This window comes from Luteitalea sp. TBR-22 (assembly GCF_016865485.1).
Classification (GTDB): domain Bacteria; phylum Acidobacteriota; class Vicinamibacteria; order Vicinamibacterales; family Vicinamibacteraceae; genus Luteitalea.
Genome location: NZ_AP024452.1, coordinates 5,294,795 through 5,319,544, shown reverse-complemented (window position 1 = coordinate 5,319,544; position 24,750 = coordinate 5,294,795). Strand labels below are relative to the sequence as shown.

The window sequence follows — 24,750 nt, the reverse complement described above, 5'->3', positions numbered from 1 at the left end:
GCGTGGCCGACGAGCCCACCCCGGCCGGCCCCCCCGACGCCACTCCGGCGCCGGACCCGGCGCCGCAATCGCGCCCGCCGCGCGAGCGCGGCCGCAAGCGCCGCTTCGTGTGGCACCTGAGCAAGCGCGCCTCCGCGCTGCTGGTCGCGACGGTCGCCGCCGCGGTGGTCTCGCTGCTCGCCATCGATCTCGGTCCGGGCCTGCGCGAGTACGCCGAGCTCGAGGGAAGCAAGCGGCTTCAGCGCCCGCTGTCGATCGGCGGCCTCTCGGTCCGCCTCCTGCGCGGCGAGTTCGTCGTCGATCGGCTGCGCATCGCCGGCCTCACGCCGGCCGACGCGCCCTTCTTCACCGCCGAGCGCATCACCATCGCCATGCCGTGGTGGTCCATCGTCCGCGGTGAACTCGTCATCCAGGACGTGACGATGCGCGACTGGACGATGAACATCGAGCAGTTCGCCGGCGGCCGGCACAACTTCCCGAAACTGACGCTCCCGCGGTCCGACGGGCCGAAGCGCTTCGTCACGACGCTGCGCCGGTTCACCGGCACCAGGGGACGCGTGTACTTCGTCGACCACGGCACGCCGTGGAGCGCCGACGCGCGCAACCTCGAGATCACGATCGCCAAGAGCGACCGTTACCGTGGCACCGCGACGTTCCACGACGGGGTGATCTCGATCATGAAGTTCGCGCCGATGTGGGCGCACATGCAGACCTCGTTCGTGATCGACGGCGGCAAGGTGAGCCTGCCTCGCATCGAGCTGCAGGGCGACGGCTCGACGTCGCAGATCCGCGGGTTGGTGAACCTGTCGAACTGGCCCGAGCAGGTGTACGACATCGATCGCTCGACGATCGACTTCTCGCGCATGAAGGCGCTCTTCTTCCCGGGCCGGGACTTCGCGCTCACGGGCACGGGCCGGTTCCAGGGGCGATTCGCCCTCGGCAAGGGCCTCCGCCGGTTGACCGGCACGTTCCAGAGCCCGCGCACCCGCCTCACCCTCTTCGACTTCGACGACGTGGCCGGTTCCCTCATCTGGGAGAAGGACCGCTTCGAGGTGCTGCAGTCGCGCATGCGGTTCGCCGGCGGGCAGCTCGACATCAACTACCGCTACGCGCCGCTCGGCGCGCCCGTCCCGGCGCACCAGCGGCTCGACGCGCGCTACAAGGACGTCGACGTCGAGCAGGTCTCCCGCGTCGTCGGGCTCGAGGGCATGGCCGTCGCCGGCCGCGCCGAGGGCCGCCACCTGCTGGACTTCCCGTCGGGGCACTTCGACCAGCGCACCGGCGACGGCGAGATGGTGGTCACCGCTCCCGATGGCCAGCGCATGCAGGGCCGCGAACTCGTCGACCTGGGCGCGCCCGCGGTGCGGCCGCCCGCCGCGCTCGATCGGGATGCGCCACTCGGCCGCGTGCCGGTCACCGCGGAACTGAAGTACGCCTATCAGGGCTCGCTGATCACGGTGGCGCGCAGCTACGCCGCGACGCCGGACACCTACATCGAGTTCAGTGGCCGCACGGCGCAGGGCGACGACTCCGACATCGCGTTCCACGTCACGAGTCGCGACTGGCAGCAGAGCGACAGGCTGCTGGCCGGCATCATGACGGCGGCAGGGGCGCGCACCCGCCCGGTGGCGGTCGGCGGGTCGGGCGTGTTCGACGGCCGGCTGACCGGCAGGTTCAAGGCGCCGCGCGTGGCCGGCGACTTCAGCGGGCGCGACCTGCGGGCATGGGACGTCGACTGGGGCACCGCGCGCACCGCGCTCGTCGTCGAGAACAGCTACGTCGACATCGCCGACGCCGAGCTCGTCAAGGGCGGCGCTCGGATGCGGGTGGCCGGTCGCTTCTCGCTCGGCTTCCCGCGCAAGGACGGCGGCGAGGAGATGCGGGCCCGGATCGCGATGACCGACTGGCCGCTCGAGGACCTGCGACACGCCTTCGTGCTCGACGACTATCCGATCGACGGCCCCGTCTCGGGCGACTACCAGTTGCAGGGCGATTACCGCGCGCTGCACGGCTTCGGGCGGCTGCGCATCGAGCGCGGGGTGGCCTACGACGAGCCGTTCGACACCATCACGTCGGTGCTCCGCTTCGACGGCCTCGGCGTGTTCCTCGACGACATCGTCATCACCAAGGCGGGCGGCCACGTCAACGGCGGCGCGTACGTCGCGTGGGCGGGCACGTACCGCTTCAAGGTGGACGGGCGGGGCATCCCGGTGTCCAGCGTCCGTGCGCTGACCTGGGAGGGCGTGCCGCTCACCGGGCAGCTGCGGTTGACGGCCGAGGGCGACGCGACCTTCCAGGCGCCGCGCTACGACGTGCGCGCCGCGATCGACGACCTCTATGTCGGCGACGAGGGCATCGGGCAGGTCACCTCGCAGCTGTCCATCCGTGACCGGCAGATGTACATCGACGCGCTCGAGATGGCATCGTCACGCCTGGCCGTCTCGGGCACCGGCCGCATGCCGTTCGACGACGATGCCGACAGCGACATCACGCTGACGTTCGCCAACACGTCGCTCGATCCCTACGTCCGCGTCTACAGCCCGACGTTCTCGCCCTTCACCTCGATGGTCGGGTCGGGCCAGTTGCGCCTGGTCGGGCCCTTGAACGATTCCTCGCGCCTGCGCGGTGACCTGCGCGTCGACAGCCTGCGCGTCCGGTTCATCGACTACGCCATCCGCAACGACGGCCCGCTGCGCCTGGCGCTCGGCCAGGACCGGCTCTCGATCGAGCGGATGCGCCTGGTCGGCGAGGGCACGCGCCTGGACGTCGTCGGCGACGTGCAAATGGGCACCGAGCGCATGAGCATCCGCCTCCTCGGAGATGCCAACCTCGGGCTCCTGCAGGGCGCGCTGCAGGACGTGCGGGCGTCGGGCGCCGCCGAGGTGTCGGCCGAGATCAGCGGTTCCTGGCGATCGCCGGTGGTCAGCGGGTCGGCGCTCATCGCCGACGGCCGGCTCCGCTACGGCGGCCTGCCGCACTCGCTCGAGTCGATCAACGGCACGGTCCGGTTCGACACCGGCGGCGCCTCGCTCGAGGGGGTCACCGCGCGCCTCGGTGGCGGTCCGGTGCGCTTCGGCGGCGGCGTGACGTTCAGGGGCCTCACGCCCAGCGAGTTCAACGTGACGGCCACCGGCTACGAGATGCGCATCCGGTACCCCGAGGGGTTCCGGTCCATCGTCGACGTGTCGCTGACGCTGCGCGGGCCTTTGTCGCTGCCGACCCTGAGCGGCGCGGTGCGGGTCCGTGATGCCGTGCTCACCCGCAGCATCGACACGAGTGGCACCGGCGTGTTCGGGCTCGCCGCCGGTGGCCTGGCCGCCGGGCCGGCGGCGGCCGAGTCGAGCTATCCCCTCAAGTTCGACCTGCGCGTCGAGGCGCCCTCGACGCTGCGCATCGAGAACAACACCGCGCGGCTCGTGTCGAGCGCCGACCTGACGCTGCGGGGCACGTACGACCGGCCGCAGCTGTTCGGCCGCGCGGAGGTCGAGCGCGGCGAGGTGTTCTTCGAGGGCAAGCGCTACAACGTGCGGCGTGGCGTGATCGATTTCTCGAACCCGACACGCATCGAGCCGTTCTTCGACATCGAGGCCGAGACGCGCGCGCAGGTGCCCGGGCAGATCTACAACGTCACCTTCCGGGTGTCGGGCACGCCCGACCGCTTCGTCTTCGACCTGTCCTCCGATCCCCCGCTCAACGCGGTCGACATCATGGCGCTCCTGTTCGGTGACGTCCGCGACCCGGTGAACGCGGAACTGCGGGCCCTGCGGGCGCCCAACCAGACCGAGCAGGATCTCATCGCCGCGCGGGCGGCACGGCTGCTCGCGAGTCCGATCTCGGCCAACGTGAGCCGCGTCGCCGAGCAGGCCCTCGGCGTCGACTCGGTGCAGATCACCCCGTCGCTCGCCAACTTCGGCCAGCAGTCGTCGCGCCTCAGCCCGGGCGCGCGCCTCACCATCGGCAAGCGCATCAGCGAGCGCCTGTACCTCACCTTCGCGCAGCTGCTGACCTCCGAGCAGCGCGACCAGCTGATCCTCCTCGAGTTCACGCAGAGTGACCGGCTGTCCTGGATCGTGTCGCAGAACGAGGACCAGACCTACGCGATCGACGTGCGGGTGCGTCACGTCTTCTGATGCGTCGCTCCCTGGCCGCACTCGTCGTGCTGCTGGCCCTCGGCCACGCGGGGCCGGCCCGGTCGCAGGCGCCGGCCACGGCGATCACGGCCACCGACGTGCAGGGGCGGCGCGTGACCGGCGTGCGGATTCTGCTCGACGGCCTGCCGGCTGCCGACCCGGACCTGCCGCCGCTGCTCGACATCGTGGTGGGGCAGCCGCTCGACCCCGCGCAGGTGCGCTCGTCGATCGAGCACCTGACGCACCTGCGCCGGTTCGCGGCCATCGACGTGCTCGCCGACCCCGCGCCCGATGGCGTCGTCGTGCGCCTGGAGCTGACGTCCGCGCAGCGCATCGGCGAGGTGCGCGTCGACGGCGCGCTGAAGCCCTTCGGCGGCGCGATCACCCGGGCGGCCCGCGAGCGCCTCGGCACGTCCGCCCCGGCCGCGTCGGCACCCGACGCGGTGGCCGCCGCGCAGGACGTCCTGGGAGGGCGGGGGTACCTGCGTCCGCAACTGGCCACGCGCCTCGAAGCCACCGACCGGCGCGACGTCGTGACGCTGGTGATCACCGGCGATCCCGGCCCTCGTTGGGAGATCGGGCGCGTCACCGTGACCGGGCTGCCTGCCGCCGCGCAGGCCGAGGCCCGCGCCGCCATCGGCCTGGCCGCCGGCACCCCCTACGACCGCGACGAGATCGACCGTCGCGTGCAGCGCTACACGGAGCGCCTGCGCGGTGCCGGCTACTACGAGGCCGTGGTGCGGACCACCCCGGTGCCGGGTCAGGACCCGACGACCATCGACGTGACGCTCGACGTCGCGCGCGGGCCGCTGGTCACCCTCACCTTCGAGGGCGACCAACTGCCCGAGTCGGCGCGGCGCGAGCTCGTGCCGGTGCGCGAGGAGGCGAGTGTCGACGAGGACCTGCTCGAGGACTCCCGCGCCCGCATCGCCACCTGGCTGCAGGAGCGGGGATACTGGCGCGCGCGCGTCACCTACTTGCGCCGCCAGACCGAGGGCGGCCTCGACGTGGTGTTCACGATCGCGCGCGGGCGGGTCTATCGCGTCCAGGCCGTCGTCATCGGCGGCGCACAGGCGCTGCCCGTGCCGGTGCTGCGACAGCGCATCGACATCAAGGAAGGCCAGCCGTTCGCGCCCTCGGCGCTCGCGGCAGGCATCGCCTCGATCACGCAGCTGTACCAGAACAGCGGCTTCCCTGCGGCGCGCGTCGAGCAGGCGCTCGTCGACGTCAGTGCGCCGTCGCTGTCCTCCGACGTGCCGGGCGCGCTCGAGATCCGGCTGCGCGTCGCCGAGGGGACGCGCGCCACCGTGTCGCGCATCGCCTTCGAGGGCGTCAGGGCCCTCGACGAGGGCGCCCTCCGCTCGGTGCTGACCATCGGACCCGGACAGGCGTTCTCGTCGTCGGCGGTGCTGGCCAGTCGCGAGGCCGTCCTGCGACGGTACCTCGACGAGGGGTACCGCCAGGCGCAGATCGAGGCGCGGCTCGAGACCGCCGCCACCCCGGGCCAGATCGCGGTGACGTTCGCGCTCGTCGAGGGCCGCCAGACGATCGTCGACCGCATCCTCGTGGTGGGCAACGTCCGGACCAGCGAGGACACGATCAGGCGCGAGCTGCGGATCGAGCGCGGACAACCCTACGGCCTCGCGCGCGTGTTCGAGAGCCAGCGCCGGCTGACCGCCCTCGGCCTGTTCCGCAGCGTGCGCATCGTCGACGTCGGCCAGTCGGACGTCGACGCCCACGACGTGATCGTCACGGTGGAGGAAGCGCCCGTGACGACCGTCGGGTACGGCGCCGGGTTGCAGGGCGGACAGCGGCTGCGCACCGTGAGTGACACCGGTGCGGTCGAGGAAGACTTCGAGTTCGCGGCCCGTGGCTTCGTCGAGGCCGGGCGGCGCAACCTCTGGGGCAAGAACCGCACGCTCAACTTCTTCATGCGCGCCAGCGTCAGGCCGCGCGACTATCCCGGCGATCCCGAGCGCGACGGGACCGGCCTCGCGCTCAACGAGTACCGCGTGCTCGGCACGTGGCGAGAGCCGCGGGCGTTCCTCGACTCGGCCAACCTCGACGTCACGGCCTTCGTCGAACAGGCCATCAGATCGAGCTTCAGCTTTCGCCGCCAGCAGGCGCGCGTCGACTGGTCACGCCTGTTCGGCGAGCACACGACCTTCGTCGCCCGCTATGGCGTCGGCCGTACCGAGTTGTACGACGCTCGCATCGCCGCCGACGACCAGTTGAACGTCGACCGCCTCTTCCCGCAGGTCCGCATCTCCTCGGTGACCAACTCGGTCATCCGCGACACGCGCGACGACCCGCTCGACCCGGGGCGGGGGACGTTCGTGGCCGTCGACGGCGAACTGGCCGGGCGCGCCATCGGCTCGGAGGTGGGGTTCGCCAAGTCGCTGCTCCAGGGCTTCGTCTACAGACGCCTTCCCGGGGCGCGACGGATTGTCGTCGCCGGCGGGGCACGCCTCGGACTCGCGCGCGGCCTGCCGCGTGACGTCGTGCGCCTCGGTGACGACGGCCAGCCGCTGGTCGGGCCGGACGGCCAGCCGTTGGTGGACACCGTGACGGACCTGCCGGCGGCGGAGCGCTTCTTCGCCGGCGGCGACAACACGGTCCGCGGCTTCGCGCAGGACCGGCTCGGCGAGCCGGCGACGCTCGATCGCAACGGCTTGCCGACCGGCGGCAACGCACTGCTGATCTTCAACAGCGAGGTGCGCGTCCCGGTCTGGCGCGGGCTCATCGCGGCCGCCTTCGTCGATGCCGGCAACGTCTTCCTGCGCGTCTCCAACCTCGACATCACCGAGATTCGCGGCGCCGCCGGCTTCGGCGTGCGTTACCTCTCGCCGATCGGGCCCATCCGCGTCGATCTCGGCTTCAAGCTCGATCGCCTGACGTTCGCCAACGGCACGCGCGAGGGCCGCACCGCGCTGCACATCACGGTGGGACAGGCATTCTAGGAGGGCTCAAGGCTCAGGACTCAGGGCTCAGGAGTCGCCGTTCAGCGCAGCCAGTTGTACTTGACGATGCACCACAGCGCGCGGACGCCGTCGCGCCAGCCGATCTTCTTGCCTTCCTCGTACGTGCGACCGGAGTACGAGATGCCGACTTCGTAGATGCGCACGCGGAGCTTGGCCACCTTGGCCGTGATCTCCGGCTCGAACCCGAAGCGGTTCTCCTCGACGGTGATCTGCTGCAGGACCTCGCGGCGGAAGACCTTGTAGCAGGTCTCCATGTCGGTGAGATTGAGGTTCGTGAAGGCGTTGGAGCAGAGGGTCAGGAACTTGTTGCCGAGCGAGTGCCAGAAGTACAGCACCCGGTGGGTCTCGCCGCCGGCGAAGCGCGAGCCGAACACCACGTCCGCCTTGCCTTCGGCAATCGGCTTCAGCAGCTTCGGGTACTCCTCGGGGTCGTACTCGAGGTCCGCATCCTGGATGATCACCACGTCGCCGGTCGCGGCCGTGAAGCCCGTCCGCAGGGCGGCGCCCTTGCCCTGGTTGCGTTCGTGGTACAACACGCGGACGTTGGGAGGAAAGGTCGTCCCGCGCAGCAGGTCCCGCGTGCCGTCGGTCGAGCAGTCGTCGACCAGCACGATGTCCTTCTCCACGGCCACGGCCTGCACCCGTTCGATCAGGTGCAGCAGCGTGTGCACCTCGTTGTAGACAGGAATGACGACGGTCAGTCTCATGCAGGCGTGGCGCCGCCGGGCGGCCGCGACAGTATATCTGGTCGTGTTGGCGCTTCCCGGCGGGGCCTCGCCACTGCTGGCCCGACAGGCCGTCCTCGTCGACCGGCTCGTGGCCGTCGTCGGTGAGCAGGCGCTGACCTGGCGCGACGTCGAGGTCGCGCGCCTGCTCGGGTCGATTCCCGCCACGGGGACGCCGGCCGATGGCGTCGAGCGCCTCATCGCGCGCGAGCTGATGCACATCGAGGTCGATCGCCTCGGCGTCGCCGAGCCCATCGCCGCAGCCGTGGACGAGCGGCTCGGGAGAGCACGGCAGCGGGCCGGCGGCGACGGTCCCTGGGCGCGGCAGCTCCGGGGGCTCGGGCTCACCGAGGCACGAGCGCGCCAGTGGGTCAGCGACGACCTGCGCATCGACGTGTACGTGGACCAGCGATTCACGGCGGCGGCCCAGCCCACCGACGCGGAGGTCGGCCAGGAGGCCGCTCGCGACGGCGGAAGTCCCACGGCGGAGCAACTCGCCGCGGCGCGGCGTCGGCTCGTGCAGGCTCGCCGATCGGCGCTCGTGTCCGACTGGCTCGATGGCATCCGCGGGCGTACCTCCGTGCAGATCGCGGGGCCGCGGTGAACGGATCGGCCGCGGTCGCGCCGCCCGAGGCGACACGACAGGGCGGGCGGCTGGTCCCCGAACTGGCCAGGCGCGCAGGACTGCTGATCCTGCTGGCCGGCCTGCTGGTCGGTCCCACGTGGGCGGCGGTCACCTCGCCACTGGTGCCCCCGTGGTGCCGACTCGCCCTGCTGGCGAGCACCCTGATGGCCGTGGTGCGTCCCCGGTGGTCACCGGTGCTGCTGATCGTCCTGGTGCCGCTCCTGCCGATCTGGCCGTCGCTGGTGCCAGGCACGCCGGAAGGCATCGAGCACCTGCTGGTGGCGTCGCAGGCGGTGCCGTGGCTGTCGCGGCGCCTCGTCGCGGGACGCAGCGGCGAAGGCAGCGCGTTGCCGGCGGGCTGGCTCGTGCTGCTCGCCGTGGCCACCGCTTCCGCGCTCGTCCTGCTCACGCCCGAGCCCTGGCGGGGCTTCGACGTCGGGCGCGTCGCACGTGATTTGCGCGCGCAGGTGCCGGCCTACATCTTCCAGCCCGATCTCGCCGACCAGGCCGGACCGATGCTGGCATGGACGGTCCTGGTCGACGGACTGCTGTGCGGCCTGATGGTCGGCTGGGCGATCACGCGCGACACGCGGGATCGCGTCCTGGCCGGTGCCGGTGTCGCCGCCGTGCTCACGGCTCTCTTCGGCATGTACCAGGCCCACACGGGACTGGGGCTGCAGCAGGCCTGGCGGGTGTTCGACGCCGGGATCATCCGGATCAACGCCACCTACAACGACCCCAATGCGCTGGCCGCGTTCTACGCCCTGGTGGCGCCCGTGATTGCCGGGCTCGCACTGCGGGCCTCCGGCCGCTGGCGCCTCGCCTGGGGCAGCGCGCTCGCCCTCACCGTCGCCGCCACGGTGATGACCGCCGGGCGGACGGGCCTGCTCGCGCTGGCTGCCGGCCTCCTGGTGGCGATCGGACTGGCAGGACGCCTCGGGCTCGACGCGGTCGATGCCTCGCGTCTGGTGCGCGAACACGCGCGTGGCTTCGTGCGCCGAGCCGTCGGCCTGCTCGGGGCGGTCCTGATCGCCCTCGTGGTCGCCGGTACGGTGCTCAACGTCAGGCACGAGCAGCAGACCTCGTACCTGCACACCTGGTTGTTCACGTTCAACCTGCGCCAGCCTCCCGACGCAATTGCCAAGGGACGGCTGGCGGTCTGGCAGGTCGCCCGCGACATGGTCCGCGCGCACCCGTGGGTGGGGATCGGGCTCGGCAGGTCGCCCCTCGAGTTCGAGGTGGTCCGGGCGCGGCTTGGCATCGACTCGCTGCCACATGACGCCAAGCTCTCCCCGCACAACACCTATCTGCTGGTCGCCAGCGAACTCGGCCTGCTCGGCGTGGCGGCCTTCCTGTGCATGCTGGCGGCCATCGCGATCGCTGCCTTCGCGCCAGGCAACCTGGTGCCCCGCGATCGGCAGTCGTGGCCGGTCGTCGGCGTGCTCGGCGGGCTGGCCGGGTACGCGCTCACCATGCTCACCGGCGATCGCATCCTGCTGCGCGAGGACGTCGTCGTGTTCACGATCTGCGCCAGCGTCGCGACGCTCGGTGCGCCGGCGCTGCCGCGGGCGTGGCGGGCCATCGCCCTTTCGTTGATCGTGGTGGCCTTCGCGTCCGTCCCGGTGCGCACCGGCTGGATAGCCGGCCCGCCGCCGCCGGTGGCGCTCCCGGCCAACGAGGGTCTCCACGAAGACCAGATCGGCGCCCGCGGCGAGACCTACCGATGGAGCACTGGCGAGTCGGTCTTCTACGTGCCGGCCGACGCGCATCGCATCACGATTCCCGTGCGCAACCTGTCGTCGGCGACGCAGCACGTCGAGGTGACGATCGACGGCCGGCCGGCCGATCGCGTTCGACTGCCGCCCGGGCCGTGGGTGACCCTCGACTACCGATTCCTCGCTGGCACGCAGCGCCGCTGGCACAGCCTGCAGATGCGCGTCACGCCGACCTGGCAGGCGCCCGGCGACGCGCGCGTCCTGGGCGTGGTCGTGGGCGAGTGGAAGGTGGAGCGATTGCCGTGACGACCGCAGGCCGGGCTGCCCGGCCCTAGGTCGGCGGCAGCAGCCCGTGCCGTGAGGCGTACTGATACAGCCCCACCTGTACGAGGTTGAAGAGGGCGTGCGAGACCGCCGAGGCGATCAGGCTGCGGCGCGCCAGCGTGATGATGCCCCACAGCAGGCCGAGCACGCCGGTGATGACCGCAGCGTCGCTGCCCTGGCCGAAATGGCCGGCGCCGAACGCCACGCTGAAGAGCACCAGGCCGAGCACCACCCCGCCGAGGTCCTGATCGAACCGGTGCAGGATGAAGGCGCGCTGCACCTCCTCCCGCACCCCGCCGGCCAGCACCACCACCAGCGCGAAGGTCACCACGCGCATCGGCGAGGTCAGCATCATCTGCAGCGGGTTCTCCGGCACGTCGTGCAGCCAGGGCATGAGCGTGCGAATCAGCCCCCCGAGCGCGATGACCAGCGCGAACACCAGCGGGAGGTACAGCACGCCCCGTCGCACCTCGGGCCACACGGGGACGTGGCCGAGCAGCACGGCGCGCGGGTCCTCGCCGCGTGCCCGCAGGAACAGGATCACCAGCCCAACCAGCACGACGGTGTCGATCAGCGAGACGGCGACGATGAAGTGGTAGGGGAGGGCGGCGCCGGGCGTGATGCGCAGGCCCAGCAGGAGCAGCAGGCCACCGATCAGCAACTGCGTCGGGAAACCCGAGCACAGCACGACCTCCAGCAACGATTGCACGGGGGCGCGTGGCAGCGGTGACGGCTCCGGAGCCACCTCGACCGTCACAGGCTCGGGGCCGTCGTAAGGCTGAGGCGCGGCGTCGAGCGTGTCCGGGTTGCTCACCATGTAGATGTTACGCTGTGGAAACGCGCCGTGTTGCCACCTCGGCTTTTTCGAAAGGATGCCGTGTGTCCAGTGCGATCGAACCCTCCAGCCAGCCCGATGCCACGCAGGACCTGCCGGCCGGCGAACGCGTCCTCGTCGTCGAGGACGACCGCGCCGCGCGCATCGGCCTGACCGAGCTGATTCGGGCCTGGGGCTACGTGGCAGAGGATGCCTCCGACGGCGAGGAGGCGCTGCAGAAGATCACGACGTTCCGGCCCGGCATCGTGCTCACCGATCTGGTGATGCCGCGGCTGGATGGTCTCGGCCTGCTGCGCGCGCTGCAGGACCAGCTCACCGATCTGTGCGTGGTGATCCTCACCGCGCAGGGCACGGTCGAGACCGCCGTCGAGGCGATTCGCGACGGCGCGTACGACTACCTCACCAAGCCGGTCGATCCACATCGCCTCCAGATCCTGCTGGCCAAGGCCGTCGAGCGGCAGGAGACCCGCCGCGAGGTGCGGGTCCTGCGCCGACAGCTGCGCGACAAGGGCAGCTTCGGGCGCATCATCGGCAACACGCCGGCGATCCGGAAGCTGTATCGCACCATCGAGCAGGCCGCGCCGACCGGCGCGTCGGTCCTCATCTGGGGCGAGTCGGGCACGGGCAAGGAGCTGGTGGCGCAGACGATCCACCAGCTCAGCGATCGCGTGCACCAGCCCTACATCGCGATCAACTGCGCGGCCATTCCCGAGACGCTCCTCGAGAGCGAGATCTTCGGCCATGAGAAGGGCGCGTTCACCGGCGCGGTCGAGCGTCGCCTCGGCTGCTTCGAGCTCGCCCATCGCGGCACGCTGTTCCTCGACGAGATCGCGGAGATGGTGCCGGTCACGCAGGTCAAGCTGCTGCGCGTGCTGCAGGAGCGCACCTTCCGGCGGCTCGGCGGTCGCACCGAGCAGAACGTCGACGTCCGCATCATCGCCGCCACCAACGTCAACCCGCTCGACGCCGTGCAGCGCGGCAAGCTCCGCGAGGATCTGTACTACCGCCTCAACGTCTTCTCGATCGAGCTGCCGCCGCTGCGGCAGCGGCGCGAGGACATCCCGCTGCTGGTGCAGTCGTTCATCGGCGAGTTCAGCGGCCGCAACGGCAAGCACGTCAAGGCCGTATCGCAGGACGCGATGGCGCTGCTCGAGCAGTACCACTGGCCCGGCAACATCCGCGAGCTCCGCAACGTCATCGAGCGCGCAACGATCCTCTCGCCGGGCGAGTTCATCGAGCCGGCGCAGTTGCCGCCCGAGCTGTCGATGCCGCCGGCCAGCGCGGCCGAGCAGCACCAGATCACGATCACGCCCGGCACCACGGTCGACGAGGCCGAGATGCGCCTGATCGAGATCACCCTCGCGCACACCGGCTTCAACAAGACGCGCGCCGCCGAGCTGCTCGGCATCAGCCTCAAGACCCTGCACAACAAGCTCAATCGCGCGAGGGGGCGCGACGGCGCCTCCGACTGACGCCTCACACGCATGCGTCTGAGCTACCAGACACGGCAGGCGCTCGGCGTCACGTGCATCGTCGCGCTGACGGTGATCGCGCTGAGCCTGGTCTACCTCGCGGCCCAGGCGCACACCCTGCTCGCCGAGAGCGAGCTGCGCGGGCGCATGCTCGCCAACGCCACCTACCAGCGGGCATTCACCCTCGTGCGCAGCCGCGAGACCGCCGCCGCCGACCTGCAGGCCGACGCCGGCCTGCGCGCGATCCTGCTGTCGGCCATCGGCTTTGCCGAGAACGTCACCTACGCCACGATCACCGACGTCGACGACAAGGCGCTCGTGCACAGCTCGCCCACCCTCGAGGGCACGCTGGTGCCGCCGCAGGCCTCGCTCGAGCAGTTGCTCGCCGGCGGGCCGTACACGCAGTTGCGCGGCGTGTGGGAGCAGCGCAACTACGAGGTCACGCAGCCGCTGCTGCTCGGCGACGAGCGGTTCGGGTCGATTCGCATCGGCGTATCGACGGTCCTGATCTGGGCCGGGCTCAAGCAGGCGCTCAAGCCGATTGCCGCCGTGGCCGCCGCCGCCATCGTGCTCGCCACGGCCGTGTCGTGGCTGATGGCGCGTCGCTTCCTGCGACCCATCCACGTGCTGCAGAGCGGCATCGCCCGACTCGGGCAGGGTGAGGAGGACGTCCGCCTCGATCTGCCCGACGAGGACTTCAAGGACCTCGGCACCTCCTTCAACGCGCTCAGCCAGTCGGTGTCCACGATCCGGTCCCAGCTCGTGGAACAGGCGCGGCGCGCCGAGTCGGTGGTCGAGCGACTGGAGGACGCGGTGGCGATCGTCGGCCCGCACGGCGAGGTCGTCTTCGCCAACGCCGCGATGAAGGCGCTGCTGCCGGCCATCGAGCCCGGACAGGCGCTGGCCGCCACCGTCGCCGCGTCGCATCCGTGTCGGCAGATTGTCGAGCAGGCGCTCAGCCTGAGGGCCTCGCGCGGGCCCGAGATGGCAGACCTGCCGGCCGCGCACGGCGAGGGGCGAAGCCAGCAGCAGCTGATGGCGCACCCGATCGCCGATCCGGCGCGCGGGCTGGTCGGCGTGATGCTGGTGGCGCGCAACGTCGGCGCGCTCTCGCAGCTGCAGACCATGTTGCGGTACTCCAGGAAGCTGGCCTCGCTCAACCGGCTGCTGGCCGGCGTGGCGCACGAGGTGAAGAACCCGCTGAACGCGATGACGATCCACCTCGAGCTGTTGCGCCAGAAGCTCGGGCGGCGGGCGCCGATTGCCGTCGCGGCAGGTGGGGCGCCGCCCACGGAGCCCGCCCCGACCGAGGCCTTGATGAGTCACGTGTCGATCATCGGCGACGAGATCCGGCGGCTCGACCACGTGGTGCAGGGCTTCCTGCGTTTCAGCCGGCCCGAGGAACTGCAGCTCGAGCCGGTCGGCGTGCTCGCCCTGCTGCAGGACATCGTCGACGTCGTGCGCCCGCAGGCCGGTCAGCAGGGCATCGACGTCGAAGTCGAGGGCACCGACGCGGTGGCCGTGCAGGTCGATCGCGCGATGGTGCGGCAGGCGTTGCTCAACCTCGCGCTCAATGCCATCGACGCGATGCCGGCGGGAGGCCGGCTGTCGCTGCGGGCCCGGCCCGTCGACGAGCAGCAGGTGCAGATCGAGATCGCCGACACCGGCGTCGGCATCAAGCCGGAGCACCTCGGGCGCATCTTCGACCTGTACTTCACGACCCGCGAGCAGGGGAGTGGAATCGGCCTCTCGATGGTGTACCGCACGGTGCAACTGCACGACGGCACGATCGAGGTGGAGTCGACGCCCGGACGAGGCTCGACGTTCCGCATGCGGCTGCCACACGCGTAGGATGGGGATCCCGATGCTTCAGCCCGGCCGTGCTCATCGTTGCCATCTCGCCCCGCTCGTCTGGGGCGTGGTGGCGTGCGTGCTGGCCGTGGCGCCGGGCTGCGCCAGGCCCAGGCCAGCCGCCGCGCCCGTGGACCTGGCGCTCGACGTACCGCCCGCCCCGCCGCGGGTCATCTCCACGCCGCCCGAGCCGGTCGCCCCGACCGAGGCCTCCACGGTGGAGCGTCCCGCGCCGGCGGCGCGTCCGCAGCGCACCGCGCGTGGATCGTCGACGCGAGCCGAGTCCCCGCGGCCTGCCGAGCCGGCCAGGGCCGAGGGCGCCGTGGAGGCGGCAGCGCCCGTCGCGACGCCCGAACCCCCTGCCGCGCCCGCGCCCTTGCTGCGAACGCCGCAGACCGCCGACGAGTCCAACGCGGAACGCCGCACGCAGGAAGTGCTCGCCCGGGCGTCGGGGCTGCTCGACCGCGTCGACCAGAAGACCCTCGGAGCGCAGGCGCGGCAGCAGCACGAGACGGCGCGGCGCTTCGTGGTGCAGGCCAAGCAGGCGCTCACCGAGCGCAACTTCGTGCTGGCCTCCTACCTGGCCGACAAGGCCGAGACGCTCGCCAAGGGGCTCAGCCGCTAGTTGCAGCAATTGCCAACATCTGGTCAGCCGTTGACTGTGGCCGGGCGACCCACGGGCCTGTGGGAGTGGTGAAAGCCCGCCACTTTCGGCCTTCCGCATCGCGGCATTCCGTTTGCTATGGAGGAAGGTACCTCGCTCCGCACGGAGCACAACTCCTCCTGAGACCCGCAGCACCCCGCGGGAGGCCGGACGCACCCGGCTTCCCGCTCCTCCCTTCCTTCCGATAGGCAGTTGCGGCGCAACCCACAAGGGATTGTGTCTGCCGCTCCGCCCAGCCACACACTCTGTGGCGCGCTCGTCGAAAAACGGCCATGCGCAAAGCTCCTGCCAACTCGACCTGGAGGGCAGGCTGCCCGTAAGTGGCGGCACTGGAAGGCGTTGCGAGAGTTTGGGTCACTCGCCTGTATATTGGGTGTGGTCAGTCGAGCGGGCACAAGATGTGGTGTAAATTCCCGTTGACAACCCTCGAGCCGCGGCGCATAGTGGCTGTCCGAAGCGCCGAAGTCCGCTCCACCCGAGAGCACCCAGCCACTCGGAGCGACGGGCCTGCGAACGAAGTGTTCGAAGGCTACGCCGCAGGACGGATCACGCCTCCCACACTGGTTCGATGTCCGCGCCCGACATGCCCCTGGGCATGCTCCTCACGATGGTGGGCTTGCGCGTGATCGACCGCGGTGTGGGGACGGTTCGACGTGTTCGGTCCGAGGCGTAGACAGAGATATCGCTGGTGCCGACCCGGGGCGGGTCCGCGCCGGCTGCATGGAGGAAGGAATGCAGGCAGGGTCTGCACAGTCGGTCGAGAGCGTCCTGAGCCCGTCGACTGCCCCCGTTGAGGGACGGCCGGTCACCGGTCTGGAGTTCCCGAGGACCTTCACGAAGGACGGGATCGATCCGTTCGATGCCATCGAGTGGGAGACCCGCTCGGCGGTCATCGGCAACGAGAAGGGCAACGTCGTGTTCGAGCAGCGCGACGTGGAGATTCCGAAGTCGTGGTCGCAGCAGGCGACCAACATCGTGGTCTCCAAGTACTTCCGCGGCACCATCGGCACGCCGGAGCGTGAGCGCTCGGTGCGTCAGCTGATCGGCCGCGTCGTCGACACGATCACCGGCTGGGCCCGCAAGCAGAAGTACTTCGCCAGCGAGGACGACCTGCAGGCCTTCAGCGACGACCTGAAGCACCTGCTCGTGTTCCAGAAGGCGGCCTTCAACAGCCCGGTCTGGTTCAACTGCGGCATCGAGCCCCATCCGCAGTGCTCGGCCTGCTTCATCAACGCCGTGCAGGACACGATGGAGTCGATCCTGACCCTGGCCAAGACCGAGGGGATGCTCTTCAAGTACGGGTCCGGCACGGGCTCGAACCTGTCGGCGATCCGCTCGTCGCAGGAGCTGCTCGCGGGTGGCGGCACGGCCTCCGGGCCGGTGTCGTTCATGAAGGGCTTCGACGCGTTCGCGGGCGTCATCAAGTCGGGCGGCAAGACGCGCCGCGCCGCCAAGATGGTGATCCTCAACGCCGAGCACCCCGACATCGTCGAGTTCATCAACTGCAAGGTCGAGGAGGAGAAGAAGGCCTGGGCCCTCATCGACGCGGGGTACGACGGCTCGTTCACGGGCCCGGCGTACGCGTCGGTCTTCTTCCAGAACAGCAACAACAGCGTGCGCGTGACCGACGACTTCATGCGCGCGGTGCTCGACGACAAGGACTGGACGACGCGTGCGGTCCGCGACGGGGCGCCGATGGCGACCTACAAGGCGCGCGACCTGATGCACCAGATCGCCGAGGCGACGCACATCTGCGGCGACCCGGGCATGCAGTTCGACACGACGGTCAACGACTGGCACACCTGCCCGAACACGGCCCGCATCAATGCGAGCAACCCGTGCTCGGAGTACATGTTCCTCGACGACTCGGCGTGCAACCTGGCGTCGATCAACCTGATGAAGTTCGTCGACGAGCACGGCGAGTTCGACGTCGAGGGTTTCCGCGCCGCGTGCCGCACGCTGATCACCGCGCAGGAGATCATCGTCGACAACGCCAGCTACCCGACCAAGGCGATCGAGCGCAACAGCATCGCCTACCGCCCGCTCGGCCTCGGCTACGCCAACCTCGGTGCGCTGCTGATGTCGCGCGGCCTGCCGTACGACAGCGACGCCGGCCGCGACATGGCCGCCGCCATCACCGCGGTGATGACCGGCGAGGCCTACGCCCAGTCGGCGCGCATCGCGCGCGACCACGGCGGCCCCTTCGAGGGCTACGAGAAGAACCGCGAGCCGTTCCTGCGCGTCATGCGCAAGCACCGCGCCGCGATCAAGGGCATCGACCGCACCAACGTGCCCAAGGATCTGTTCGAGGCGGCGCGCGCCGCCTGGGACGATGCCATCGAGGTCGGCGAGCAGTACGGCTTCCGCAACGCGCAGGCCACCGTGCTCGCGCCGACCGGCACCATCGGCTTCATGATGGATTGCGACACGACGGGCGTCGAGCCCGACATCGCGCTCGTCAAGTACAAGAAACTGGTTGGCGGCGGCCTGATGAAGATCGTCAACGGCACCGTGCCGATGGCGCTCGAGAAGCTCGGCTACGCCCCGCAGCAGATCAAGGAGATCGTCGCCTACATCGACGAGCACGAGACGATCGAGGGCGCGCCGCACCTGAAGGCCGACGACCTCGCCGTGTTCGACTGCGCCTTCAAGGCCCTCAAGGGGGATCGCTCGATCCACTACATGGGCCACATCAAGATGATGGGCGCCGTGCAGCCCTTCATCTCGGGCGCGATCAGCAAGACGGTCAACGTCCCGAAGGACGCCACGGTCGAGGAGATTCAGGAGGCCTACGTCCAGTCGTGGCGCCTGGGCGCCAAGGCCGTGTCCATCTACCGCGACGGCAGCAAGCGCACCCAGCCGCTCAACACGTCAAAGGACAAGCAGGTCGATGCAGCCGTCGCGACCTCGGGCGTGCCGCAGCCGGTGCGACGCCGCCTGCCCGACGAGCGCCCGTCGATCACCCACCGCTTCGACATCGCGGGCCACGAGGGTTACATCACCGTCGGCCTGTTCGAGGACGGCCAGCCCGGCGAGATCTTCCTCGTGATGGCCAAGGAAGGCTCGACGATCTCGGGCTTTGCCGACGCCTTCGCGCAGGCGATCTCCTATGCGCTGCAGTACGGCGTGCCGCTGCAGGTGCTGGTGGACAAGTTCAGCCACGCGCGCTTCGAGCCGTCGGGCATGACGCGCAACCCCGAGGTCCGGTTCGCCAAGTCGATCGTCGACTACGTGTTCCGGTGGATGGCGACCAAGTTCCTGTCGCCGGAAGCGCGTTTCCGCGCCGGCGTCAACATGCCGGACCCGACGCTCGCGGCCGTCGACGCGCCGGCCCAGGCGGCCGTCGACGCGACGATCGCGGCCGCGGCGCCACGCACCGAGTTCGCGTCGATGCAGAACCAGGAAGACGCGCCGCCCTGCACGACGTGCGGCTCGATCATGGTGCGCGCCGGCGCCTGCTACAAGTGCGCCAACTGCGGCACGACGAGCGGGTGCGGCTGAGCATCCGCTGGTCGGGCCAGCCCTGAGCGACGTCGACGGGCGGCACGAGCAGGTGTGGTTTCACGGGGGCGAGGGCCTGGCGGCTCTCGCCCCTTTTGCTGTTTCCAGGACTCCTCGGCGCACCAGGCCGGCGATTCCGGCGCTGCCCACAACCTCGACCCTGTCAGGCCGGGCACTTCGCCGTGCCGCGCCGAAGTCCCGGGCTCGCGCATTCCGGATGTCGAATTCCAGATTGCCAACGTGTTATTGATGGCAGGATGCGCTCCTCGCTTGCCAGCCTCCTGCTCGTCCTCGGCCTGGCCGGCCCCGCCTCGGCGCAGGGCCTGTTCGGCGCCTCGCCCTACCAGCCGCCCACCTCGGACAAGACTGGCACCGACCCGCTCAACCTCCAGCAGCAGGTGGACGTGCGCAACGTGTACGCCACGCTCGAGGACTTCTACGTCGACACCACGTCCTACCGGCATGCCGTGCCGCTGATGGCGCGGCGCCTCCGGGTGGTCGGCACCGTCCCCATCGGGTTCAGCAACCTCACGGGCCTGACCGAAGGCGGACTGTCCGACATCGGCGCCGACGTGGAGTGGACGCCGTGGCTCACCCGGCGTGGCGGGCTGCTCGTCGCGTTCCGTACCACGTGGGACACCGCGACCTCCGATGCGGTCGGGCTCGGCACGAACACGCTCGCGCCGACGGCGCAGTTCGTGTTCCGGTTCTCGCCGCGCGCGCTGGTGGCGCCGTTCGTCTCGTATCGCAAGAGTGTCGGCGGCGACCAGTACGCCTTCGAGGTGGAGGACACGACGGCCGGCGCGTCGATCGTCTGGCGCACGACCGAACGGACATGGGTGTCGGGCCGCGCCCGGTACGTGATCGACAGCCGGTACGACCGGCGCTACGGCGACCTCAGCGGCGAGGTCGGCTGGATGCTCCTCGACCGCGTCAGCACCTACGCGGGGCCGACGTTCGGCCTGGGGTCCGATGAGGATCGCGGGCAGGATTGGGGCGTGACGTTCGGCTTCAGGATCGTCCCGTGACGCACCGCGGCGTGCGCCGGCTGCAGGTGACGGCCACCGCGTCGGCCTGCGTCCTCCTCGGTCTCGTCCTCCACGGCAGTCGCGGCGTGCCGACCTACGGCGCGGTGGCCGGCGGGGATGCGGTGCTCCTGTCCAACGCCGACGGGCAGAACGCCTACGCGAGCGTCGTCCGCTACAACGGCCGCGCGTCGTGTTCGGGGGTGCTGCTCGATGTCATCCCCGACGGCGAGGATCCGGGCGACGCGCCGGCGTACGTCGCCACCAACGGCCACTGCTCCGACTTCCCCGGGCCCAACGAGGTGCTGCCAGACAGGCCAGTGTCGCGGCACACCGTGACCTTCGACTACTTCGTCGACACGCGAGCGTCGCAGGTGATCGTGCCCGTGTCCCGCGTGGTCTACGCCTCGATGAAGGGGCAGGACATCGCGGTGCTCGAGCTCGAGGCGCGCTACGCCGACCTGGCCAGGCAGGGGCTCGCGGGTTGGCGCCCGGCCGAGCGACTGCCCGCCGATACCGAGCCGGTGGTGACCGTCGGCGCGCCGCTGCAGCAGGATTCCTCGAAGGCGTACCTCCGCCTCGCGGCCTGCGATCTCGAGGGGCATGCCCCGGTGGTCCAGGAGTACGTCTGGCACTGGTACGACTTCATGCGCCTCGCCTGTCGCGGGGTCGCCCCGGGCTCGTCGGGGTCGCCGGTGATCTCGCGCGTCAGCGGCCACGTCATCGGCCTGCTCAACACGACCACGCAAGGCGGCCGCGCGCCCTACACGGCCTGCGCGCTCGATCATCCCTGCGAGCCGCAGGGCAGCGCCGATCCCGTCGGCCTCCAGGAGATGTCGTACGCCACGCCGTTGGTCCGCCTCGGCCGCTGCTTCGACGATGCCGGGCGGTTCGACCTGGCGGGGCACGGGTGTCCCCTCGATCCCGGCCGGCAGATCGGCGCCACGCCCTCGCAACTCGGCGCCCTCAACCCCACTCTGGCGTCCTCGCCCATTGGTCGCGTGCGCACGCGCTGGGACGTCGTGCTCGCCGATCGGCTGGACCTGCCGTACCACCGCTACAAGGTCGTCGCCACGCCCGGCCAGGAATGTCGTGACCTGCGCGGCTACGGGCCGCCGCGCCGTACCCTGGTCGCGCCCGTCATCGACGATCCCCTACCGACCCGCGACGGCACCTGGTACCTGTGCATCCTTGCCGGTCCGGACGAGCGCTGGAGCAGCGGCTGGCAATCGGTGGCGTTCCCGACGGTCGTCAAGGTGCGCATCGACACCGTGCCCCCGCGGATCACGCCGCCGCTGTCGATCCGCGAATCGACCGACGGCTGGTTCGTCGAGTTCCTGACGCAGGAGCCGGAGGTGGCCGGCTATCGCTACAAGTACGGTCCGGCCGGCAGGACGTCCTGCGCCGACGGGGCCGACTACCGGCCGAGCTTCATTCCCTTCATCACGCTGCAGCGGAAGGACGGGCCGTTCACCTTCTGCGCGATTCCCTACGACGCGGCGATGAACGAGGGGGCGCTGGTCGAAAGATTGCTGATGTAGGAGCGCTCGCCCGGGGTCCGCAGCGGGCGGGGCAATCCGGTCGTGGACCGTGATAGTGTCGAACGTCTGCGGTTGGCGAAGGTGGCGCGTCGTCGGCGCCACGCCCTTTGGTCGTGCGGCCTGCTGGACCGCGCGTGCGTCCCGGCGTGACGGACCGGTGGCGTGTCGCGCCGACATCCTGAACGTGCCCGAGTACTCCCTTTCCAGATTCCTGTCGTTGCGCCGGGGCGTGGCCCTGGCGCTGCTGGCGTCGCTGCTGGCGGTGTTTCCGCCGACCGTGCGTGCCCAGACGATGGCGGCCACCTTGTTCGTGGAGGTCCGCGACCAGGGCGGCGCCTCGGTGCCCGACGTCACGATCACGCTCACCGATCAGCAGACGCAGCTCATGCGCGAGGGCACCACGTCTTCGTCCGGACTGCTGGTGATCCCGCTACTGACGGCAGGCACCTACACGCTGCAGGCCGGTCGCGACGGCTTCAAGACGGAAGTGGTCCGCGACATCGCCGTGCAGGCGGGCGTGCGCGGCACGGTCGCCGTGGTGCTGCAGCCGGGGGCGGTGACCGAGCAGGTCGTCGTCAGTGCCGATCTCACCACGCTGCGCGCCGGCAGCGGTGCCGTGGGCGAGGTGTTCGAGGGCGAGACGCTGGTCACCGTGCCGGTCTCCGAGCGCGACGTGATCCAGTTCACGTTCCAGGCTCCCGGCGTGGCGCCGCCGGCGCCGGGTTCGCGGCTCTCCACGCAGGGCAACACCGGCCTCAACAACAGCGGCTCGCGCGAGGCCGCCAACAACTTCCTGCTCGACGGCGTCGACAACAACGACCTCTTCCTCAATCGCCTCGTCGTGAACCCCAGCCTCGACGCCGTGAAGGAGGTGTCGATGCTGCAGAGCACGTACGACGCCGAGCACGGCCGCAGCGCCGGCGCGCAGGTCAACGTCGTGATCAAGTCCGGCACGCGCACCGTGCGCGGGTCGGCCTACGAGTACTTCCGCGACGAGGCCCTCGATGCGCGGCCGGCCTTCCTGCCCGAGGGCACCGACAAGCCGTCGCTGGGCAAGCACCAGTTCGGCGGCACGATCGGCGGTCCCTTCGGGCGGCTGCCGTCCTTCTACTTCTTCAACGTCGAGGCGATCCAGGCCAACGAAGCCGACACGCGGCTCGCGCGCGTGCCCACCGACGCCGAGCGCGCCGGCGACTTCTCGGCGCTGTCGCGGCCGATCATCGACCCGTTCACGCAGCGCCCGTTCCCCGGCAACGTGATTCCCGCGTCGCGGATCAGCGCGGCGGGTCGGGCCGTCGCCGATCTGTACCCCCGGGCCAACACGAGCAACTACGGGTCGGCCAACCACGTCGACTCGCCCGAAGGCGCGCGCGACGCCATCCAGTTCACGATCAAGACCGATCACCACGGCTGGCAGGACAAGCCCTTCCACGTGCGCTACACGTTCGGGCGCGAGGACCGCGACCTGCCGTACCCGGCGCGGGCGCGGAACCTGCCCGGTTTCGGCACGTCGGTCCTCGATCAGGGGCACAACCTCGCCGCCGGCTTCAACCAGGCGATCTCGAGCCGGGTGGTCAACGAGTTCCGCGTCGGCGTCAACGCGCTGAAGCGCGACAGCCTGCCCACCAACGCGGGATACGACGCGTACGGCGCGCTCGGCATCACCGGACCGTCGCTGCCGGCCGTCGACATGGGCTACCCGGCCTTCGTCGTCAGCGGCTACGAGACGCTCGGCGACGACCCGAACCTGCCGGTGCTGCGCAGCACGCGCACCATCCACCTCGCCGACACGTTCACCGCGCAGGTCGGGCGGCACCACCTGAAGGCGGGCGGCGAGTTCCGCCACTACCAGTCGGACGGCCTCAACCACCTGTTCGCGCGCGGACAGGTGACCTTCGCCGGCGCCATCAGCGGCAACCCGATGGCCGACCTGCTGCTCGGGTACCCGACGCTGTCGCTGCTGGGCACCAACGACAACCCGCAGAAACTGCGCACCTGGTCGATCAACGGCTTCGTGCAGGACGACTGGCGGCTCTCGTCGCGGCTCACGGTCAACGCCGGCCTGCGATACGAGTTCAACGCGCCACCGGTCGATGCCGACGACCGCATGCGCATCTTCGACCAGGACACCCAGCAGATCGTCCAGGTGGGGACCAACGGGATTCCGCGCTCGGGCATCGCCTCCGACCTGAACAACTTCGCGCCGCGCATCGGCGTCAACTACGACCTGACAGGCATGGGTACCACCATGCTGCAGGGCGGCTACGGCATCTTCTACAACGTCGGCACGCTGATCGAGACCTCGGCGCTGTACTTCAACCCGCCGTACTTCGGCATCGGGCTCTACTTCCCGTCGCAGCAGCGGCTGCTCACGCTCGACAACCCGTTTCCCGGTCAGGCGATCGGCACGACGCCGACCTACAACTCGCTCGATCAGCACATGCGCACTGCGTACGCGCACCAGGCCAGCCTCGGCGTGGAGCACGCGTGGGCGAAGACCACCGTCGACGCGCGGTACGTGGGCTCGTTCGGGAACCAGTTGGTCCGCAAGCGGAACATCAATCAGGCCGCACCCGGCCCCGGCCCCTTCCCGCCGCGCCGCCCGCTGCCGCAGTACGGCGACATCCTCATGGTGGAGTCCGGCGCCACCTCCGATTACCACGCATTGCAGGTCGGGGCGGTGCGTCGCGCCGGCAGCCGCTTCACCTTCCGCGGCTCGTACACCTGGTCCAAGTCGATGGACGACCAGTCGGCGTTCCTGGCCACCGACGGCAACGACAACACACCGCAGGACAGCCGCAACCTCGCCGCCGAGTGGAGCCTGTCGGACTTCGACGTGCGGCATCGCGCCGTGTTCACCGGCTCGTGGCTGCTGCCCGACCTCGGCGCCGGCGCCCTCGGCCGCGGCTGGCTGCTGAGCGGCGTCGTCTCGGTGCAGTCCGGGCGGCCGTTCACGCCGCGCGTCAGCTACGACAACAGCAACAGCGGCAACACGGGCGGGGGCACGTTCGCCTACGACCGGCCCAACGAGGTGACCGGCACGACCCCGCCGGCCGGCGCGACCGTCGTGTCGTATCAGGGCCGATCGTTCGTCGTGGCGCCGCAGTACACCTACGGCAACGCCGGGCGCAACACCCTGATCGGGCCGGGCTACGCCAGCGTCGACGCGGTGCTCGCGCGGCGACTGTCGCTCGGCCTCACCCGCGTCCTCGAACTCCGGCTCGAGGCCTTCAACCTGCTCAACCGCACGAACCTCCAACTGCCCGACAGCTTCGTGGACCGGCCGACGTTCGGGCAGTCGCTGTCGGCATATGCGCGGCGCCAGTTCCAGCTCGCCGCACGATTCACGTTCTAGTTCCCA

At 70.4% G+C, this 24,750-nt stretch carries 13 protein-coding genes; 11 read left to right on the top strand and 2 right to left on the bottom strand.

Translation table 11 applies throughout. The annotated features are described in order from the left end of the window. Positions 1 to 2 precede the first annotated feature (2 nt). Together TBR22_RS22040 and TBR22_RS22035 are read left to right on the top strand one after the other, a co-directional pair. Positions 3 to 4,130, top strand: a complete 4,128-nt coding sequence (locus tag TBR22_RS22040) for a translocation/assembly module TamB domain-containing protein (RefSeq protein ID WP_239489990.1) — start codon at positions 3 to 5, stop codon at positions 4,128 to 4,130. Next, positions 4,130 to 7,090 carry a POTRA domain-containing protein gene (locus TBR22_RS22035; protein ID WP_239489989.1) on the top strand — a complete coding sequence of 987 codons (2,961 nt, stop codon included), beginning with the start codon at positions 4,130 to 4,132 and terminating at the stop codon, positions 7,088 to 7,090. The genes TBR22_RS22040 and TBR22_RS22035 overlap by 1 nt, the downstream gene beginning before the upstream one ends. 41 nt (positions 7,091 to 7,131) lie before the next feature. Here the strand turns inward: TBR22_RS22035 and TBR22_RS22030 are convergent, their stop codons facing one another. Then, entirely contained in the window at positions 7,132 to 7,818 is a 687-nt protein-coding gene (locus tag TBR22_RS22030) for a glycosyltransferase family 2 protein (RefSeq protein WP_239489988.1), read from the bottom strand. Between TBR22_RS22030 and TBR22_RS22025 the strand changes: the two genes are divergently transcribed. Next, positions 7,799 to 8,440, top strand: coding sequence for a hypothetical protein (locus tag TBR22_RS22025; RefSeq protein WP_239489987.1), 642 nt, complete (start codon positions 7,799 to 7,801; stop codon positions 8,438 to 8,440). The two genes, TBR22_RS22030 and TBR22_RS22025, sit on opposite strands and share 20 nt — an antisense overlap. After that, a complete protein-coding gene (locus TBR22_RS22020; RefSeq protein ID WP_239489986.1) occupies positions 8,437 to 10,482 on the top strand; it encodes an O-antigen ligase in 2,046 nt (681 codons plus the stop codon). The genes TBR22_RS22025 and TBR22_RS22020 overlap by 4 nt, the downstream gene beginning before the upstream one ends. A gap of 25 nt (positions 10,483 to 10,507) precedes the next feature. On the opposite strand, the gene TBR22_RS22015 is transcribed toward TBR22_RS22020, so the two are convergent. Further along, the gene (locus tag TBR22_RS22015; protein WP_239489985.1) at positions 10,508 to 11,314 is read right to left on the bottom strand and encodes a CPBP family intramembrane glutamic endopeptidase; all 807 of its coding nucleotides are present in this window, start codon (positions 11,312 to 11,314) and stop codon (positions 10,508 to 10,510) included. Positions 11,315 to 11,379: 65 nt separating this feature from the next. On the opposite strand from TBR22_RS22015, the gene TBR22_RS22010 reads away from it, so the two are divergent. The 7 genes from TBR22_RS22010 (at position 11,380) to TBR22_RS21980 (ending at position 24,744) form a co-directional block, all read left to right on the top strand. Continuing rightward, a complete protein-coding gene (locus TBR22_RS22010; RefSeq protein ID WP_239489984.1) occupies positions 11,380 to 12,807 on the top strand; it encodes a sigma-54 dependent transcriptional regulator in 1,428 nt (475 codons plus the stop codon). A gap of 12 nt (positions 12,808 to 12,819) precedes the next feature. Next, a complete protein-coding gene (locus TBR22_RS22005) occupies positions 12,820 to 14,658 on the top strand; it encodes an ATP-binding protein (RefSeq protein WP_239489983.1) in 1,839 nt (612 codons plus the stop codon). A 13-nt stretch (positions 14,659 to 14,671) separates the two neighbouring features. Continuing rightward, positions 14,672 to 15,283 (top strand): hypothetical protein, encoded by a 612-nt coding sequence (locus TBR22_RS22000; protein WP_239489982.1) that lies wholly within the window; start codon positions 14,672 to 14,674, stop codon positions 15,281 to 15,283. Between the two features lie 771 nt (positions 15,284 to 16,054). Continuing rightward, positions 16,055 to 18,823: a vitamin B12-dependent ribonucleotide reductase gene (locus tag TBR22_RS21995; protein WP_239489981.1), complete on the top strand. Its 2,769-nt coding sequence runs from the start codon at positions 16,055 to 16,057 to the stop codon at positions 18,821 to 18,823. Positions 18,824 to 19,080: 257 nt separating this feature from the next. Continuing rightward, a complete protein-coding gene (locus TBR22_RS21990) occupies positions 19,081 to 19,851 on the top strand; it encodes a hypothetical protein (RefSeq protein WP_239489980.1) in 771 nt (256 codons plus the stop codon). Next, positions 19,848 to 21,389, top strand: a complete 1,542-nt coding sequence (locus TBR22_RS21985) for a serine protease (protein ID WP_239489979.1) — start codon at positions 19,848 to 19,850, stop codon at positions 21,387 to 21,389. Before TBR22_RS21990 ends, TBR22_RS21985 begins: the two co-directional genes overlap by 4 nt. Positions 21,390 to 21,546: 157 nt before the next feature. Further along, the gene (locus TBR22_RS21980) at positions 21,547 to 24,744 is read left to right on the top strand and encodes a TonB-dependent receptor (protein ID WP_239489978.1); all 3,198 of its coding nucleotides are present in this window, start codon (positions 21,547 to 21,549) and stop codon (positions 24,742 to 24,744) included. Positions 24,745 to 24,750: the final 6 nt, after the last annotated feature.